The sequence below is a fragment of the Agrobacterium vitis genome (genome assembly GCF_037039395.1).
Taxonomy (GTDB): Bacteria; Pseudomonadota; Alphaproteobacteria; order Rhizobiales; family Rhizobiaceae; genus Allorhizobium; species Allorhizobium vitis_E.
This window is the reverse complement of the sequence record NZ_CP146242.1, coordinates 138477-155648: the sequence shown is the minus strand read 5'-3', so window position 1 is coordinate 155648 and position 17172 is coordinate 138477. Positions and strand designations below refer to the sequence as shown.

The following is a 17172-nucleotide window of genomic DNA, read 5'->3' as shown; positions in this document are numbered from 1 at the left end:
CAGGATCGCTCAAGACGCAGCAGGGGTGCCAAATGCAGGATGAGCCAATGTTGCCGCGCGTGCCTGTTCTTGAAACCGAAAGGCTGCGGTTGCGCGGTCATCGCCTCGAGGATTTCGAGGCATCGGCCCGGATGTGGGCGGATGAGAGAGTGGTGCGCTATATCAGCGGGAAGCCATCGAACCGATCCGACAGCTGGTCGCGGCTGCTGCGCTATATCGGCCATTGGCAGGCGCTATCCTTCGGCTATTGGGTTGTCGAAGACCGGATCAGCGGCGACTTTCTCGGCGAAGTCGGCTTTGCCAAGTACAAGCGCGATATCACCCCACCCTTGGACGAGGTGCCGGAAATTGGCTGGGTGCTGATTGCGGACGCCCATGGTCGGGGCATTGCCACCGAAGCCGTCACCGCCGCGCTTGGCTGGGCCGATCGGCATTTTGCCCATGCAGAAACAGTCTGCCTTTTCGACCCACAGCACCAGGCATCGATCCGGGTTGCGGAGAAAAGCGGCTATAGTCGTAAGGGCGAGGCGACCTATATGGGCAGACCGACGCTGGTCATGCAGCGCGTGAGGCCATTATCGGTGGCAGCGCCGGATTTCGGTTGATCACACCGTTTCACAGACCATAGGACGAACGAACGCTTGCTGTTCTCGTCCCCAAAACAAAAACGGCCACGCTGGAGCGTGGCCGTTTTTGAATGTTTAAGACGCAAGTCCCTCCTAGAGGAAGCCGCGCTTCTGCCACCATCCGCCCTTCTTGGGTTTCGGAGCTTCGTCGCCGTTGGTCACCGAGGTAACGACCGGTTCGGATGTGCTGACATTGGACGACCGATTGGCGCGCACCGGCTTTTCGGCACTGGCATCACTTACGGCCTCTGGCTCACTTGCCACTTCAGAAGCAGGCGCTTCGACCGCAGGCTCTGGAGCAGAGACGTCCTGAGCAGGTGCCTGTACTGACGTCTCTTCCGAGACGGGGGAGGCGGCGACAGGCTCGGCAGCAGCCGGTGCTTCGACAACCACAGCCTCAGGCACAGCAGCAGGTTCCACTACCGTTTCGACGCTTTCGGCGGCTTCGGTTTTGGCTGACGCTTTCGGCTTGCGAGCCCGGCGTGGCTTGGCAGCCACTGGCTCATCGGCTTTCACGGTCTCTGTCGCTGGGACATTGGCCTCGGCATCTACCTCAACACTGTCTGCGACGGCTTCGGACGGAGCCACAGCGACGGCGACAGCCTGATCGGTATCGGCTTGCGCCGACTCCTCAGCAGAATCGTCATCTTCGGCAGTGTCATTGCCTTCGGCATCGGCGCTCACGCCATTTTCATCGCGACCGCGACGTCCACCGCGTTTGCCGCGACGGCGGCGCTTGCGGCGCTGGCTTTCGCTATTGCCGTCTTCAGAAGCTTCAGAGGCCTCGACGCTATCATCGCGGTCTTCTGCCGTATCTTCGGCGTCGTCCTCGCCTTCGCTGTCATCGTCGCCTTCGTCTCCGCCGGCAGCGTTCTGTTGTCCATCGGCATGGCCATTGCCATTCTTGCCACGGCGGCGGCGGCGGCGCTTGCGCTTGCGATTACCGTCTTCGGCGGCGCTTGCTGCGGCATTGCCACTTGATGCGGTCTGCGCCTGAACAGGAGCCTCTACGACGTCCTCGTCATCCTCTTCCTCGATCTCGATGATCGGATCGTCTTCTTCCGGCTCGCTGATCAGCGGCAGCAAGGTTTCGATGCGGACCGGATTGGCAACCGGCTCACCCTTGTCGATGGCGAAATGCTGGTGGCCGACGCTGGCATCCGAGTCGATGATGATCGACACGCCGAAGCGGTTTTCATAATCGACAATCGAGCCGCGTTTGTGGTTGAGCAGGTACAGTGCCGTTTCCGGAAGGGTGCGCACGGTAATGTCGTGCGTGGTGCTTTTCAGCAGATATTCCTCGACGCCACGCAATACATGCAGGGCAACGGAGGATTGCGAGCGGATCAGGCCCGTGCCGGAGCAATGCTGGCAGACTTGGGTGGTCGATTCCAGCACGCTGGCGCGAATGCGCTGACGCGACATTTCCAGCAGGCCGAAATGCGAAATACGTCCGACCTGAATACGGGCGCGGTCGTTTTTCAGGCAATCCTTCAGCTTCTTCTCGACGGAGCGATTGTTGCGCTTCTCTTCCATGTCGATGAAGTCGATGACGATCAGACCGGCAAGGTCGCGCAGGCGCAACTGGCGGGCCACTTCTTCTGCTGCTTCCAGATTGGTTTGCAGGGCCGTGTCTTCGATCGAATATTCCCGCGTCGAACGACCCGAGTTCACGTCGATGGAAACCAGCGCTTCGGTCTGGTTGATGATGATATAACCACCGGACTTCAGCGTCACCTGCGGCTGCAACATCCGGTCCAGTTGCGCCTCGATGCCGGAGCGCGAGAAGATCGGGTGAATGTCGCGGTAGGGCTGAACCACCTTGGCATGGCTCGGCATCAGCATTTTCATGAAGTCTTTCGCTTCACGATAGCCTTCTTCGCCGGACACCACGATCTCGCTGATGTCCTTGTTGTACAGGTCGCGGATCGAGCGCTTGATCAGTGAGCCTTCCTCATAGACGAGGCAAGGTGCGGTGGAATTCAGCGTCAGGGTGCGAACGTTTTCCCAAAGGCGCATCAGATATTCGAAATCGCGCTTGACCTCGACCTTGGTGCGATTGGCGCCTGCGGTGCGCAGGATAACGCCCATGCCCAGCGGCACTTCCAGATCGCGGGCCACTTCCTTCAACCGCTTGCGGTCGGCAGGGTTGGTGATCTTGCGGGAAATGCCGCCGCCGCGCGCGGTATTCGGCATCAAAACAGAATAGCGGCCTGCCAGAGACAGGTAGGTGGTCAGCGCAGCACCCTTGTTGCCACGTTCTTCCTTGGCGACCTGCACCAGCAGGATCTGGCGGCGCTTGATGACTTCCTGGATGCGATATTGCTTGCGCGGCGTGCGGCGCACCCGGTCGGGAACCTCTTCCATGGCGTCTTCGGCGCCAACGGATTCGATCTCTTCCTTCTCGCCGTCATCATCATCGTCATGACGATGGCGGCTATCGGTTTCTTCCGAGATGGAGTCCGTGTCGACCATGGCGGCCATGCTGCCATTGCTCGATCCGTCGTCCGGTGTCTCGTCGCTTTCGATTGGGACGGGTTCTGCGGACGCTTCATCGGCGCTGGCTTCAACCTCGCCTGCCTTCTTGCGGGGCTTGCGCGGACGGCGGGCCTTAGGCTTGGCTGCGGCCTCAGGGGCTGCCTCGTCCGCCTGCGGCTCGGCCGGTACTGCGTCAGCCTTTGACACTTCGATCTGGGATGCCTCGGCTTGCGGCGCATCTGCCGGTTGCTCGGCAGCGGTTTGGGCGTGATCGTCATCGGCCTGGTTGACGGCGAGACCGGCCACTTCTTCGGCTTCATTGGCGAATTCGGCCGGATCGGCAATCACCGGCTGGTCGCGTTCGCCGGGATCTCTGCTGCGCACCGGCTCGAAATCGCCGTCGTCGTGACGGCCATGCTCTTCGGCTTCGGCCTTCAGCAGGGCCTGACGGTCGGCAAGCGGGATCTGGTAATAATCGGGATGGATTTCTGCAAAAGCCAGGAAGCCGTGGCGATTGCCGCCGTAATCGACGAAGGCGGCCTGCAAGGAAGGCTCGACCCGGGTGACTTTGGCCAGATAGATGTTGCCGCGGATCTGTTTCTTATGCTGGGATTCAAAATCGAATTCTTCGATCCTGTTACCGCGAACGACAACGACGCGCGTCTCTTCTTCGTGAGACGCATCGATTAGCATTTTGTCTGCCATGTAAGCTCTGCTCCTCGGCGCGACCGGTGGCGAGCAATGCCGCAGGCCTGGTGCCAAGCGGGGCTGATCTCGTGAGCGATGCGCCGGATATCGGTGCTCTCGTCTGCGGTATTTTTCCTGGCAGCAGTCCGTCAGCGTTCAGGGCATCAAAGGCCCCAAGGCGGACAACATTGGACAAAGGCTGCTGCAACGACATCAAATACCAAAACAAAAGCGACAATGACAAAGGCCTCTTGATAAGGCCCAATGAATGCTCAAAAGAGCGTTTGGCGGTTTCCCGCCCTGTTATTTTGCCGGAGATTCCGGCTGGACGATTCAGTTTCGGGACAAAAATGCCTTGGCGGCGGATGAAAAATCAGACAAATGGCGCCAGGTCCGTTTTGGTTGGCAGCCGTCGGATGACTCTATCCCGTCGACAATTTTAACCCTTATTTCTGTTGTATGTCGTCTGTGTCACATTGGCAAGCGGCAAAGCCTGCCCGGCCATAATATTGATAAGACCGATAGATTAGAATTATTGCACTTGCGCGCGCCGATGAGGAATGATGAATAGCCGGCATGCGCGCTCTGGTTTATAACCAGGGTCGCGCCACACGCCTTCCTCTGGTTGCAATTTCCAGTCGCCCGGTTGCCAGTCGGTCCGGTCGGCTCGGGTAGGGTCGTTTGGGCAGGGTTGAAGGATGGGTGTGAATGATCGGGACTTTCAAAGCGTGAGCGGGATGGTGTTGCGGCATGGACGGATGGTGCGTTCAACGAGGGAAAGCATGAGGCAAGGCAAGCGGCCTGCCGTGGTGATCCTATGGCTATTGGCCTGTATTATCACGGGCTTGGCGCCTGCAACGGCCTTTTCTGCCGAGCGTCTTGCGGCTTTTGCGGCCCGCATCGCCGGTGACGATGCCCGCACCCGTATCGTCATGGATTTCGACCAGAAGCCGGAAGCAACCGTGCGCTATATCGGCAATCCTGATCGCATCGTCGTTGATCTGCCAGCCACGGTCTTTGCCTTTCCAGCCGAGGCGCTGGTGGCCCGTGGCCTGTTTCGGGATATCCGTTTCGGCTCCATCGACGCCACCCATTCGCGCATCGTGCTGACCACGGCGAGACCTGCCAAACTCGTCCTGACCGATATTCGCAAGAATGACGAAGGGCGCAAGGACGGTGAGGAGCCCAGGAGCGAGGCGGGGCAGGGATTTCGGCTGATTCTCGATGCGGAGATGACCGATAATGACACATTTTCCAAACTGGTCGCCTCCCAGGCCTGGGATGCCGATGCCTACAGCACTGGCAAGAGTCCGCGCATAGAACAGGCGGCGCCGGCGACGGATGGCGAGTTTCTGATTGCCGTCGATGCCGGTCATGGCGGTATCGATACCGGGGCCACGGGCAAGACCACCAATACGCCGGAAAAAACCGTGACGCTGGGTTTTGCCCGGGCGCTGGCTGCCGAGCTTAACCGGCAAAAGGGCGTCAAGGCCTTCCTGACCCGCGATGGCGATACTTTCCTGTCTCTGTCGCAGCGCGTGACGCTGGCACGGCAGAAGGGCGCAAACCTGTTTATTTCGCTGCATGCCGATATGCTGGGCCAGGCCAATATTCGCGGCGCGACCGTTTATACCATTTCCGACAAGGCATCCGACCATCTTGCCGAAGCGGCAGCGGCGCGTGAAAACCAGTCGGACGAGGTTGGCGGTGTCGATGCGAGCGCCGAACCGCAGGAGGTCTCCGACATCCTCGCCGATCTTACCCGGCGCGAGACCCAGGCCTTTTCCATCGCCATGGCCAAATCGGTGGTGACGTCGTTCGACGGACAGATCAACCTCATCAACAATCCGCATCGCTTTGCCGGCTTCCGGGTGTTGCAGGCCCAGGATGTGCCATCGGTGCTGCTCGAATTGGGGTTTCTGTCCAACAAGGATGACGAGAAGCTCTTGCTCGATCCTGCATGGCGCGGCAAAGTGGTGAAACTTATCGCCGAGGCAGTGAAGAAATATCGCCAGCCGCTTGTTGCCAAAGGTGGTTGACGCTCGGGACGCCAAACCGCGATACATTTTGCCTGGAAATGCTCTAAAGGCAAAGCCTCGGTATTTACTGTGAATGCCTCTGCGCGTGCCGATCTATCGAAGAATAATGCGGAAACATGAAAGTTGATCGCAATGGCTGTGTGTAACAGGGGCAAGGCCCTATTTTACGCACATTGTCACAACAACACCAGGAAACACCTGGGTGGTGGTGTTCAATGCGCCTCCCGACTTGTAATTGGTGGCGTCGTATGCAAAACGCCACGATATAAGCGATGCTTGACATACAGGCGTATGCGAACCGAAAGCGATTGCCGGTAGCTTCACGATGATAAGACTGATTGGATATCTCTTCGGATTGGCTTCCGTTGCCGCGCTTGCCGCGGCGGCCGCTGCTGCCATCTATCTGACGACCATTACCAAGGATCTGCCTGATTATGAGGTATTGAGCCGGTATGCGCCGCCCGTGATGACCCGCGTCCATGCCGGTAACGGCGCGCTGATTGCCGAATATGCCCATGAACGGCGGCTGTTCATGCCGATCCAGGCCATTCCGGATCGTGTGAAGGCGGCTTTCCTGTCGGCGGAAGACAAGAATTTCTACACCCACCCCGGTGTCGATATCTGGGGTCTTGGCCGCGCCATTCTGGTGAACTTGCAGAATTTTGGCTCCGGTCGCCGTCCCGTCGGCGCTTCGACCATCACCCAGCAGGTTGCCAAGAACTTTCTTCTGTCCTCCGACCAGACCATGGACCGCAAGATCAAGGAGGCCATTCTCTCCTTCCGCATCGAGCAAGCCTATTCCAAGGACAAGATCCTCGAGCTTTATCTGAACGAGATTTTCTTCGGTCTGAATTCCTATGGTATCGCTGCGGCTGCACTGACCTATTTCGACAAGCCGGTCACCGAGCTGACTATTGCCGAAACCGCTTATCTCGCCTCGCTGCCCAAGGGGCCGGCCAATTACCACCCCTACCGCCATACCCAGGCTGCTATCGAGCGCCGCAATTGGGTTATCGACCGGTTGGTGGAAAACGGGTTCGTCAGCCAGGCCGATGGCGACACCGCCAAGAAGGAAGACCTGGGCGTCAACCTGAGGCGCGGTGGCGGCAATGTGTTTGCCTCGGATTATTTTTCCGAAGAAGTGCGCCGTCAGATTATCGATAAATACGGCACCAAGTCCCTGTATGAAGGCGGGCTTTCCGTGCGCACCTCGCTCGATCCAGAGCTTCAGGTGGCTGCCCGTAAGGCGTTGCAGGATGGTTTGCTGAGCTATGACGAGCGGCGCGGCTATCGCGGCCCGATCACCCATATTGAAATGGGTTCCGACTGGGGTGTGCCGCTGGCCGATGTGGCAAGCCTTGCGGACGTGCCGGAATGGGAAGTCGCGGTCGTGCTCTCTACTTCCAAGACCGAGGTTCAGATCGGCTTGAAACCGGATCGTGACGGCGCTGGCAAAGTCGTGCAGGAGCGGTTGACCGGCACGATCAAGGCCGATGCCATGGACTGGGCCTATCGGTCGGGACGTGGCGACCGCAAGACGGCCAAATCGCCTGACGGTGTCTTGCAGCCCGGTGACGTTGTCTATGCTGAAAAGATCGGCGCCGATACCTCCACCAATTATCGCTTGCGGCAGCCGCCGAAAGTACAGGGTGGTTTCGTTGCCATGGACCCGCATACGGGCCGCGTTCTGGCGCTGGTTGGCGGCTTCTCCTACGCCCAGTCGGAATTCAACCGCGCGACACAGGCCATGCGTCAGCCGGGTTCGTCCTTCAAGCCGTTCGTTTATGCGGCGGCGCTCGATAGCGGCTATACGCCAGCCTCCGTCGTGCTCGATGCACCGGTGGAATTCGTGTCCGGTGGCGAGGTCTGGCGGCCGCAGAACGATGGCGGTGGCTCCATCGGTCCGGCAACGCTGCGCTTTGCCATCGAGCATTCGCGCAATCTGATGACGGTGCGCCTGGCCAATGACATGGGCATGAATCTGGTGGCCGAATATGCCGAACGCTTTGGCATTTACGATCACATGCAGCCCGTGCTGTCCATGTCGCTCGGGGCAGGGGAAACCACTGTCATGCGCATGGTCTCCGCCTATGCGGTGATTGCCAATGGTGGCAAGCAGATCAAGCCGACCCTGATCGACCGGATCCAGGACCGCTACGGCAAGACGATCTTCAAGCATGAAGAGCGGATCTGCGAAGGCTGCAATGCCGACGAATGGCACAATCAGGATGAGCCGGTTCTGGCCGATAACCGGTTGCAGGTGCTTGATCCGATGACTTCCTATCAGATCACCTCGATGATGCAGGGCGTCATTCAGCGCGGCACCGCCTATGGCAAGATCAAGCTGGACCGCGACGTGGCAGGCAAGACCGGGACCACTAATGACGCCAAGGATACCTGGTTCGTCGGCTTCACCCCGAATATCGTCGCCGGTGTTTATATCGGTTACGACAATCCCACCCCGATGGGCCGGGGTGCTACGGGTGGTTCGATGTCGGCACCGGTGTTCAATGAATTCATGCAGACCGCAGTGAAGGGCACACCGCCCAGCAAGTTCAAAGTGCCTGATGGCATGCAGATGATTGCCGTCAACCGCAAGACTGGCATGGCGGCGGTTGAGGGCGATCCGGATACGATTGTCGAGGCGTTCAAGCCCGGCACCGGCCCGGCCGACAGCCTCTCGGTCATCGGCATGGACAGCAATATGCAGCCGGATGAGATCATGAAAAGCTCGCCGCAGGTCAATCAGGCTGTTCAGTCCGGAACGCCCGGCCTGTTTTAACAGAACGATCAAGCTTGTAGTGATGCCCCGGACTTTACTTCCGGGGCATCGGCAATTATGGACCGGGCACGATATCGAAAAACCAGATTCCGAGAAAAGGACCCATGCGTAACGAAATCGAAAATGTCGTCGACGAAATCAAGCAGGCCATAAGCCTGCTGAGGAGGCATCTTTGACTGGGATCAGGCGGTAAGACGACTGGACTGGTTGAATAACAAGGCAGAGGACCCCAACCTCTGGAACGACGCGGCTGAGGCCCAGAAGCTGATGCGCGAACGCCAGCAGTTGGAAGACAGCATTGCCGGCGTACGCCGTCTTGAACAGCAGATGAAGGATAATATCGAGCTGATCGAGATGGGTGAGGAAGAGGGCGACGAAAGCATCGTCAAGGAGGCCGAGGAAGGCCTGAAAGCCCTCAAGGCCGAATCCGGTAAATTGCAGGTCGAAGCGATGCTTTCGGGTGAAGCCGATGGCAACGACACCTATGTCGAAGTGCATTCGGGTGCTGGCGGCACGGAAAGCCAGGACTGGGCCAACATGCTGTTGCGCATGTATACCCGCTGGGCTGAGCGCAATGGTTTCAAGGTGGAATTGCTGGAAGTGCATGACGGCGAAGAAGCCGGCATCAAGTCGGCAACCATCCTGGTCAAGGGGCATAATGCCTATGGCTGGATGAAGACCGAATCGGGCGTGCATCGCCTGGTGCGCATTTCCCCCTACGACAGCAATGCGCGACGCCATACCTCGTTTTCCTCCATCTGGGTCTACCCGGTGGTGGATGATTCGATCCAGATCGACATCAACGAAAGCGATTGCCGCATCGATACCTATCGCTCCTCCGGTGCGGGCGGCCAGCACGTCAACACCACCGACTCGGCAGTGCGTATCACCCATATCCCAAGCGGGATCGCGGTCTCGTGCCAGCAGGAACGGTCGCAGCATAAGAACAAGGCCAAGGCCTGGGACATGTTGCGCGCCCGTCTCTACGAAGTCGAGCTGAAGAAGCGCGAGGAAGCCGCGAATGCCGAGGCTGCCTCCAAAACGGATATCGGCTGGGGCCATCAGATTCGTTCCTATGTGTTGCAGCCCTATCAGCTGGTCAAGGATCTGCGCACCGGTGTTGAAAGCACGGCGCCTGACGATGTCCTGAACGGCGATATCAGCCCCTTCATGGAGGCCGCTCTCGCCCATCGCATCAGCGGTAGTGCTGATTCGGTTTCCGATATCGACTGATGTCGGGCCAGGTTTGGCGGATTTTGTACCGCGCCTCTTGCATGCAGTGAAATGCAAACCGTCTGAGCTTCTGTTCAGGCGGTTTTTTTGTATAATGATTGTCGGATCTTGAGCAAAAGGGGAAGCACCTCATGCCGACATGGACTGAAATCGTCAAAGCCAATGTCGAGCACTATAGCGATCTGGTCGCTGGAATTGACCCATCGCTTGGCGATGTTCCCGCACTCTTCGAGAATGGCGATGGCTGCTGGATCGAAGACTATGTGGAGTTTCTTCTCGATACGATCGAGGGGCATGTCGGCTTCGTCAAGTTCCAATCGGCTTATTTCGAGGCTTGCGGCATCAAAGGCTTGAAGGCTCTGTCTATGGACATGGCACGAGCGCGGGCGTCGGGCATTGGCGTTATCCTCGATGCAAAGCGCGGCGATATCGGCGCAACGGCGTCAGCCTATGCCAAAGCCTATCTGGTTCCCAGCGCTGAAGGGGGAAGCGGTGACTTCGAGGCGGATTGCCTGACCGTCAATCCGCTGATGGGGCCCGATACGCTTGCCCCCTTTGTCGAGGCAGCGCAGGCGCATGGCAAAGGCCTGTTCGTCCTCTGCCGCACCTCCAATCCGGGCGCAGGCTGGCTACAGGACAAGATGACGGGCAACCAGCTTATCTCGGACCGGCTGGCGGGGTTGATCGGCGGTTTTATGCCTGACACGATTAAGGACGGTGATCTCAGTGCCATTGGGGCGGTCATCGGCGCGACGGTTCCTGCGGAAGGCCGCCGCCTCAGACAATTTATGCCCCATTCGATTATTCTTGCACCGGGATTGGGTGCGCAAGGCGCTGATCCGCAGGCCATCCACTCTCTGCGTGGAACCGTGCCCGGTGACTTGCTGGTGCCCGTATCCCGCGGCCTGACGAAGGTTGAAGACAGAAGCCTTTCCCTGGGCGCGTATGCCGAGTTGATCCTCGGCAGGCTGCAAGGCTTCAAGCAGTCCATTGCCTATGACTACAGCCGGCCAAGGAGCAGAGCGGTCTGATTGCGCTCAGTGGCTTTCACGCTCGACCTGGATTTCGCCGAATTCATCGACCACCACCGTCCAGCTTTCCGGATCATTCGAGCGGGCGTCTTGCTTTAGATAGACGGTCGCCGAAAGGCCGAAACCGCGATTGACCCCGGAGGGGTCTTCGCTGCGAATATCGGTGACATAGGCATGCAGATCGGTGATTTCCTGCAATTCAACGGTGTCGACAATCTGTGACCCTTGATCGGCCACGGACATCTGGCTGAGGAAAACCTTGGCGGTGCGATCCGGCTGGCGCAGGGCGTAGAGCCGATAATAGCCGCGCCGCGTCCCGTCCTTGCTTGCGTCGATGACCGCGGGGCTTTTGACGATGCCGGTGCTGTTTACCGTGCCGGGATCCTCCCAATAGCCGCCGCTGATCAGGAATGTCACGGCGGGCGGCACCGTTTCGGCTTCCTGTGCCAAAGCAATGCGGTTCGTGAACGAAAAGGTGAGGGTGCAGACCATCAGTGCCACGGCAAAAGCGGTGGCGGATGCTGAAAAATCCAGGCGTCCCTTCATCTGCATAGGTTCACTCCGGCTTACGCCCGTTTTGCTGCACAAAATGTTTCAATTGGCAAATTGCTCGGCGAGGATTCGTTCCGACCAGGAATGATCGGGGTCCGACAATATCCGCGCCGTAATGTCCTTGGCCTGTTCGATCTGGACGGTGAGAACCGACTTGACCTCGATATTGTCGGCGACGGCATTCACCGGGCGCTTTCGTTCCTCGAGAATCTCGATCATCACCGTGACCCGGTCGGGAAGCAAGGCGCCACGCCAGCGCCGGGGCCGAAACGGGCAGACGGGGGTAAGCGCCAGAAGAGGCGCATCGAGCGGCAAAATCGGCCCATGGGCGGAAAGATTATAGGCGGTGGAGCCGACCGGGGTCGCGACCATCAACCCATCACAGATCAGCTCATCCAGGCGCTCCTGACCGTCGATCAATACCCTCAGTTTTGCCGCCTGATAGGATTGCCGCAGCAATGACACCTCGTTGATGGCAAGCGCGACGGTTTGCGTGCCGTCTTCGCTGAGGGCAGTCATTTTCAGAGGATGAAAATCATTCTCGGTGGCGATTGCGATTCGCTCCGGCAGATCGTCCACCCGGTAATCATTCATAAGAAAGCCGACGCTGCCCCGGTTCATGCCATAGATCAGTCGCCCGGAATTCATCGTGTCATGCAGGTTTTGCAGCATGAAGCCATCGCCGCCCAGTACAACCAGCACATCGGCCTCTTCGGGTGGTGTGTAGCCATAGGTTCGAATCAGCTCTTCACGGGATGCAAGCGCCTCCGGGGTGTTCGTTGCGACGAAAGAAAGCGACCGGAAGGAACGCGCCATGCGAAAAAACCTGTTGGAAAGGGCCTTCTTCGTACATGATAAGTCCGGCCCGTGCCAAGGGTTTTCCTGTTGCCGAAAGCTTCGGATATCCCGCTGTGTCTGGACAAAGCCATCGTTCTCCCGTCAATCAAGACCTATGCAGAACAAATGAATTTTGGCCACTGTCGCCCAAAGCTTTTTGACAATTGCCTCTTTACAGCGAACGAAAATCTGGTAGTCAGACGCCAATGCCCTTGTAGCTCAGTTGGTAGAGCACCTGATTTGTAATCAGGGGGTCGCGGGTTCGAATCCTGCCGGGGGCACCATTTTTTCACAAAGGTTTATCGCTTTTCCCGCCGATCCCATGGTCGGCGCATCATCGGCTTTCTTCAAAGCCCGCCGGGGGCGATAAACGCGAAATATGCCCAGGCGAGCGCGAAAGCCGCGACAACACAGAGTACGACCACCAGTTTGCGCACTCCCGGGCGCGGTTGTTTCGGCGGTACGGGTTTTCTGAATTTTATGACATTGTCGCTCATGGGTGCCTCCTCTCATGGGCTATGATAAAGCCATGCATGATCGGCGGCATTTATTTCACGCAAAGCTTGCGGCATGGTTACGATAAGCCAGAAAATCAGCGGACCAGGAATCGGTGGATGCAAAGTCGGCGACTGCCATGAACGGGATGGCATTGCCTCGCCACCGATACAAAAAAATATCCCCGCCGCTTCACGATGCGCCGGGGAGAGTATTCCAAGACAATTGTCAGGCCATTCCGGCAGGGTCGCCGATTGGCAGCAAAGGCGGGCTCGGCACCGGATCATTCGGATTTTTGGTGTCGCCCTGATCCTGAATTGGCGGTTTTACCGCGCCATCCTGCTTGCGATCGGGAATACCGGGCGTGCCCTGCGGGCCGCGCGGTGCGCCTTCTGGTCTCTCGGGAATTGTGGTTGGCATGGTTATCCTCCTTCTTCTGTTCAGAAGGACAACCATAGGGCTGGGCATTGGTTCCGAAGATTTTTACGTCTCGCCGAATGTGGACCCTACCGCGACGCTATCAGCAAGCAGTATTGGCGTAGGACCGGGCGGGAATGGTAAGCGATGCCTCAGAGGCACTATTCTCTGCGTTGCATTCCTGGAAGGCTTGGGAGATCGTCGGTTCCGAGGTCGGGGACATCGGAACCGACGCTCTGATGTCAGCTTTTGCGCAGCAGGAATTGGCGTGAAGCATACAAGGCGATAGCCGCCGCATTCGACACGTTCAGTGATTTGATCTCGCCGGGCATGTCGAGTCGGGCCAGTGAATTGACCGTATCGCGGGTTTTCTGGCGCAGGCCCTTGCCTTCGGAGCCCAGCACCAACGCCAGCTTGTCGCCACTGAATGTCTCTTCCAGCGGGCTTGGCCCTTCCGAATCGAGCCCGATGGAAACGAAACCAAGTTTGTGCAATTCGCCCAGCGCATCAGCGAGATTGGTGATCTGAATATAGGGAATGAATTCCAGCGCACCGGAGGCAGATTTCGCGAGTACGCCTGATTCGGTCGGGCTGTGGCGCATGGTGGTGATCACCGCGCCAGCGCCGAACGCGACGGCGGTACGCATGATCGCCCCAACGTTATGCGGATCGGTCACCTGGTCCAGCACCAGCAAAAGCGGGCTTTCCTTCAGCGCTTCAAGACGGCGAGGCGGCAGCGGCCGGGTTTCCAGCATGACGCCCTGGTGAATGGCTTCCGGTCCCAGATGCTTGTCGAGATCCTGCGGCGTGACGATTTCCACAGGAAAGGGCAGGGCATCGACCGGGCCGATTTCCAGCCGTACCAGCGCATTCTGGGTCAGCGACAGCTTGATCGGCTTGCGTTCGGGATTGTTGAGGGCAGCACGCACCGTATGCAGGCCATATAAAAATACCTGGTCGGGGGCGATTGGCGGCGGTGTCCAATCGGCGTTGGACTTGCGCCGCTTTTGCGGTTGCGGAGTGGGAATCTCGCCGCGCTCACGCTTTGCATCCCGCACCTGACGGCGCAAAGTTGCATAGTGGCTATCGCGGTCGGACGTGTCGTTTGGGTTATCTTTGCTCATGGCACCTTATAGCGGGCTTGTGTGCCAGGGGATAGAGACCCCCGGTTTGCCGGGAGGCCCGAACGAGGAAAAAACATGAAAATTTTCCTTCTAAGGCGTGTTGACATCTCCGTTTCGGGCCGTCATATAGCCGCCACGGAACGCGGTGAGCCAAGCTTGAAAGCGAAGTTCAACGCACCGGGATAGTAAGCTTGGTTGCTTGATCCGGTCGAAATACTGGAGGGATGCCCGAGTGGTTAAAGGGGACGGACTGTAAATCCGTTGGCTCAGCCTACGTTGGTTCAAATCCAACTCCCTCCACCATTTCGACACCTGGATCTAAAACCGCCGCGGGTATAGCTCAATGGTAGAGCAGCAGCCTTCCAAGCTGAATACGCGGGTTCGATTCCCGCTACCCGCTCCAGCTTTTCATAGTCTCTTTCAGTTTATCTTTCAGCCGCTTTCCGATGTGCGATCTGTGCCGTTTTCACGCGCATTTGCAGGAATTGCGCTGCTGGACACCCTCGCAAAGCACCCGCTTTGGGCCATGCGCATTTATGGCTTGCGCAATCGGACCGAAAGCCTTAAACGGCGGCACTAAACCGGTTCGCCGCGTCAACCTTTTACGTTCACAGGAAGCATTCAAATGGCAAAGAGTAAGTTTGAGCGCAACAAGCCGCACGTTAACATCGGCACGATCGGCCACGTTGACCACGGCAAGACATCGCTGACGGCAGCAATCACGAAGTATTTCGGCGAGTTCAAGGCGTATGACCAAATCGACGCCGCTCCGGAAGAAAAGGCACGTGGTATCACCATTTCGACGGCCCACGTTGAATATGAAACACCTGCTCGTCACTACGCTCACGTTGACTGCCCCGGCCACGCCGACTACGTCAAGAACATGATCACCGGTGCAGCGCAGATGGACGGCGCGATCCTGGTTTGCTCGGCTGCCGATGGCCCGATGCCGCAGACCCGCGAGCACATCCTGCTGGCCCGTCAGGTTGGCGTTCCCGCGATCGTCGTGTTCCTGAACAAGGTTGACCAGGTTGACGACGCCGAGCTTCTGGAACTGGTCGAACTGGAAGTGCGCGAACTTCTGTCGTCCTACGACTTCCCGGGCGACGACATTCCGGTTGTCAAGGGTTCGGCTTTGGCCGCTCTTGAAGATTCGGACAAGAAGATCGGCGAAGACGCGATCCGCGAACTGATGGCGGCTGTTGATGCCTACATCCCGACGCCTGAGCGTCCGATCGACCAGCCGTTCCTGATGCCAATCGAAGACGTGTTCTCGATCTCTGGCCGTGGTACGGTTGTGACGGGCCGCGTTGAGCGTGGTATCGTCAAGGTTGGCGAAGAAGTCGAAATCGTCGGCATCCGCGCGACCTCGAAGACGACGGTTACCGGCGTTGAAATGTTCCGCAAGCTGCTCGATCAGGGCCAGGCTGGCGACAACATCGGCGCCCTGGTTCGCGGTGTGAACCGTGACGGCGTTGAGCGTGGTCAGATCCTGTGCAAGCCCGGTTCGGTCAAGCCGCACAAGAAGTTCATGGCAGAAGCCTACATCCTGACGAAGGAAGAAGGCGGTCGTCATACACCGTTCTTCACCAACTACCGTCCGCAGTTCTACTTCCGCACGACGGATGTGACCGGTATTGTTTCTCTGCCTGAAGGCACGGAAATGGTTATGCCTGGTGACAACGTGACGGTTCAGGTTGAACTGATCGTTCCGATCGCGATGGAAGAAAAGCTGCGCTTCGCGATCCGCGAAGGCGGCCGTACCGTCGGCGCCGGCATCGTCGCTTCGATCATCGAGTAATGATCGACGGGTCGATGGTGAAAGCTGCCGACGCAGGCTAAGATGTTCGAACGGCGCGCCAGCGCGGTTCGAACGCGGCGCCGGCATCGTCGCTTCGATCATCGAATAATAATTTCTTCCCTTAGGGGGATGAGATGGAACCCCGCTGGCAACAGCGGGGTTTTTGCATTTAGGATGTGACGATTGAACTGTTTATGTTTCTGGGGAGCGGTCTTCCTCAAATTGGACGCTATTGCGATGGAGACCATGAGAAAATCTGCAAAGCGGCCAGCCGTACTGCAAATTCTTGGTGGCTAATGCAGTTAAGAGCTTGGTTCTCTTGTCCGCACCGGCCCCTATCCTTTAATAGAAAACAGACGTACAATTTCAGGAGTTGCGGTGTTGGACAACAAGCTTCAGATCTTCATTGGCTTCGATACAAAGGAAGTCGTGGCCTATCATGTGCTCGCCCAGAGCATTCTTGAACACTCGTCCATTCCCGTCGCCTTCACACCAATCGTCCTCGACAATCTGGCTGGGATTTTCACGCGCGAGCGCAATCCGCTGCAATCGACGGAGTTTTCCTTCTCCCGGTTTCTCGTGCCTTATTTGAGCGATTACCAGGGCTGGAGCATGTTCATGGATTGCGACATGCTGGCGCGTGCCGATCTGGCCGAACTCTGGGCGCTGCGCGACGACCGCTACGCCGTAATGTGCGTCAAACATGACTACCAGCCGAAAGTGGAAACCAAGTTTCTCGGTCAGACTCAGACCAAATACGAAAAGAAGAACTGGTCGAGCGTGATGCTGTTCAACAACGCCAAATGCACGGCATTGACCAAGGATTACGTCAACACCGCAACCGGTCTGCAACTGCATCAATTCAAATGGCTTGAAAGTGATGATCAGATCGGCGGCCTGCCGCTGCAGTGGAATTATCTGGTCAATGAATATGACCATGATCCGGCAGCCAAGATCGTCCATTTCACCGATGGCGGCCCTTATTTCGAACAGTACAAGAATGACGATTACGCTGAAGAGTGGTTTGCGGCTCGCGAACGCATGCTGCACGTCACGCAGAGCCTTTGATC

Annotated in this window: 14 protein-coding genes and 3 tRNA genes; 11 read left to right on the top strand and 6 right to left on the bottom strand. The window is 58.0% G+C overall.

Annotated features, from left to right (window positions below):
- The first annotated feature begins 32 nt into the window (after positions 1-32).
- Complete coding sequence (locus V6582_RS03270) at positions 33-605, top strand: GNAT family N-acetyltransferase (RefSeq protein WP_156633447.1); 573 nt, start codon at positions 33-35, stop codon at positions 603-605.
- Positions 606-719: 114 nt separating this feature from the next.
- Here V6582_RS03270 and V6582_RS03265 read toward each other — a convergent pair whose 3' ends face one another.
- Positions 720-3809, bottom strand: a complete 3090-nt coding sequence (locus V6582_RS03265; RefSeq protein ID WP_156633448.1) for a ribonuclease E/G — start codon at positions 3807-3809, stop codon at positions 720-722.
- A gap of 250 nt (positions 3810-4059) precedes the next feature.
- Between V6582_RS03265 and V6582_RS03260 the strand changes: the two genes are divergently transcribed.
- The 5 genes from V6582_RS03260 (at position 4060) to pyrF (ending at position 10876) form a co-directional block, all read left to right on the top strand.
- Positions 4060-4362, top strand: coding sequence for a hypothetical protein (locus tag V6582_RS03260; RefSeq protein ID WP_156633449.1), 303 nt, complete (start codon positions 4060-4062; stop codon positions 4360-4362).
- 187 nt (positions 4363-4549) lie between these two features.
- Positions 4550-5830: an N-acetylmuramoyl-L-alanine amidase gene (locus tag V6582_RS03255; RefSeq protein ID WP_420360217.1), complete on the top strand. Its 1281-nt coding sequence runs from the start codon at positions 4550-4552 to the stop codon at positions 5828-5830.
- Between the two features lie 325 nt (positions 5831-6155).
- A complete protein-coding gene (locus V6582_RS03250) occupies positions 6156-8612 on the top strand; it encodes a penicillin-binding protein 1A (RefSeq protein ID WP_156633451.1) in 2457 nt (818 codons plus the stop codon).
- Positions 8613-8716: 104 nt separating this feature from the next.
- A protein-coding gene (gene prfB / locus V6582_RS03245) for a peptide chain release factor 2 (RefSeq protein WP_156633452.1) occupies positions 8717-9845 on the top strand; the annotation gives its coding sequence in 2 pieces (ribosomal slippage) (positions 8717-8785 and positions 8787-9845; 1128 coding nt in all).
- A gap of 131 nt (positions 9846-9976) precedes the next feature.
- Positions 9977-10876, top strand: a complete 900-nt coding sequence (pyrF, locus tag V6582_RS03240; RefSeq protein ID WP_156633453.1) for an orotidine-5'-phosphate decarboxylase — start codon at positions 9977-9979, stop codon at positions 10874-10876.
- Positions 10877-10882: 6 nt separating this feature from the next.
- On the opposite strand, the gene V6582_RS03235 is transcribed toward pyrF, so the two are convergent.
- On the bottom strand, positions 10883-11428 hold the full coding sequence (locus tag V6582_RS03235; protein ID WP_234889790.1) for a hypothetical protein: 546 nt from the start codon (positions 11426-11428) through the stop codon (positions 10883-10885).
- Between the two features lie 42 nt (positions 11429-11470).
- Complete coding sequence (locus V6582_RS03230; RefSeq protein WP_156633454.1) at positions 11471-12244, bottom strand: NAD kinase; 774 nt, start codon at positions 12242-12244, stop codon at positions 11471-11473.
- Positions 12245-12473: 229 nt separating this feature from the next.
- On the opposite strand from V6582_RS03230, the gene V6582_RS03225 reads away from it, so the two are divergent.
- Positions 12474-12549, top strand: a tRNA-Thr gene (locus V6582_RS03225).
- Positions 12550-12612: 63 nt separating this feature from the next.
- Here the strand turns inward: V6582_RS03225 and V6582_RS03220 are convergent.
- The 3 genes from V6582_RS03220 to V6582_RS03210 form a co-directional block, all read right to left on the bottom strand.
- A complete protein-coding gene (locus tag V6582_RS03220) occupies positions 12613-12762 on the bottom strand; it encodes a hypothetical protein (RefSeq protein WP_197434450.1) in 150 nt (49 codons plus the stop codon).
- A gap of 226 nt (positions 12763-12988) precedes the next feature.
- A complete protein-coding gene (locus tag V6582_RS03215) occupies positions 12989-13180 on the bottom strand; it encodes a hypothetical protein (protein ID WP_060715716.1) in 192 nt (63 codons plus the stop codon).
- A 239-nt stretch (positions 13181-13419) separates the two neighbouring features.
- Positions 13420-14301 carry a TrmH family RNA methyltransferase gene (locus V6582_RS03210; RefSeq protein WP_156633455.1) on the bottom strand — a complete coding sequence of 294 codons (882 nt, stop codon included), beginning with the start codon at positions 14299-14301 and terminating at the stop codon, positions 13420-13422.
- Between the two features lie 218 nt (positions 14302-14519).
- Between V6582_RS03210 and V6582_RS03205 the strand changes: the two genes are divergently transcribed.
- The 4 genes from V6582_RS03205 (at position 14520) to V6582_RS03190 (ending at position 17170) form a co-directional block, all read left to right on the top strand.
- Positions 14520-14604, top strand: a tRNA-Tyr gene (locus V6582_RS03205).
- Between the two features lie 26 nt (positions 14605-14630).
- Positions 14631-14704, top strand: a tRNA-Gly gene (locus V6582_RS03200).
- A gap of 222 nt (positions 14705-14926) precedes the next feature.
- Entirely contained in the window at positions 14927-16102 is a 1176-nt protein-coding gene (gene tuf / locus V6582_RS03195) for an elongation factor Tu (RefSeq protein ID WP_060715705.1), read from the top strand.
- A 378-nt stretch (positions 16103-16480) separates the two neighbouring features.
- Complete coding sequence (locus V6582_RS03190) at positions 16481-17170, top strand: glycosyltransferase (protein WP_337739406.1); 690 nt, start codon at positions 16481-16483, stop codon at positions 17168-17170.
- Positions 17171-17172 lie beyond the last annotated feature (2 nt).

Bases quoted from the DNA above. Each gene is read 5' to 3' on its own strand.
- V6582_RS03270 (WP_156633447.1), top strand. From the start codon at position 33: ATGCAGGATGAGCCAATGTTGCCGCGCGTGCCTGTTCTTGAAACCGAA.
- V6582_RS03265 (WP_156633448.1), bottom strand. From the start codon at position 3,809: ATGGCAGACAAAATGCTAATCGATGCGTCTCACGAAGAAGAGACGCGC.
- V6582_RS03260 (WP_156633449.1), top strand. From the start codon at position 4,060: ATGCTCAAAAGAGCGTTTGGCGGTTTCCCGCCCTGTTATTTTGCCGGA.
- V6582_RS03255 (WP_420360217.1), top strand. From the start codon at position 4,550: ATGGTGCGTTCAACGAGGGAAAGCATGAGGCAAGGCAAGCGGCCTGCC.
- V6582_RS03250 (WP_156633451.1), top strand. From the start codon at position 6,156: ATGATAAGACTGATTGGATATCTCTTCGGATTGGCTTCCGTTGCCGCG.
- pyrF (WP_156633453.1), top strand. From the start codon at position 9,977: ATGCCGACATGGACTGAAATCGTCAAAGCCAATGTCGAGCACTATAGC.
- V6582_RS03235 (WP_234889790.1), bottom strand. From the start codon at position 11,428: ATGCAGATGAAGGGACGCCTGGATTTTTCAGCATCCGCCACCGCTTTT.
- V6582_RS03230 (WP_156633454.1), bottom strand. From the start codon at position 12,244: ATGGCGCGTTCCTTCCGGTCGCTTTCTTTCGTCGCAACGAACACCCCG.
- V6582_RS03220 (WP_197434450.1), bottom strand. From the start codon at position 12,762: ATGAGCGACAATGTCATAAAATTCAGAAAACCCGTACCGCCGAAACAA.
- V6582_RS03215 (WP_060715716.1), bottom strand. From the start codon at position 13,180: ATGCCAACCACAATTCCCGAGAGACCAGAAGGCGCACCGCGCGGCCCG.
- V6582_RS03210 (WP_156633455.1), bottom strand. From the start codon at position 14,301: ATGAGCAAAGATAACCCAAACGACACGTCCGACCGCGATAGCCACTAT.
- tuf (WP_060715705.1), top strand. From the start codon at position 14,927: ATGGCAAAGAGTAAGTTTGAGCGCAACAAGCCGCACGTTAACATCGGC.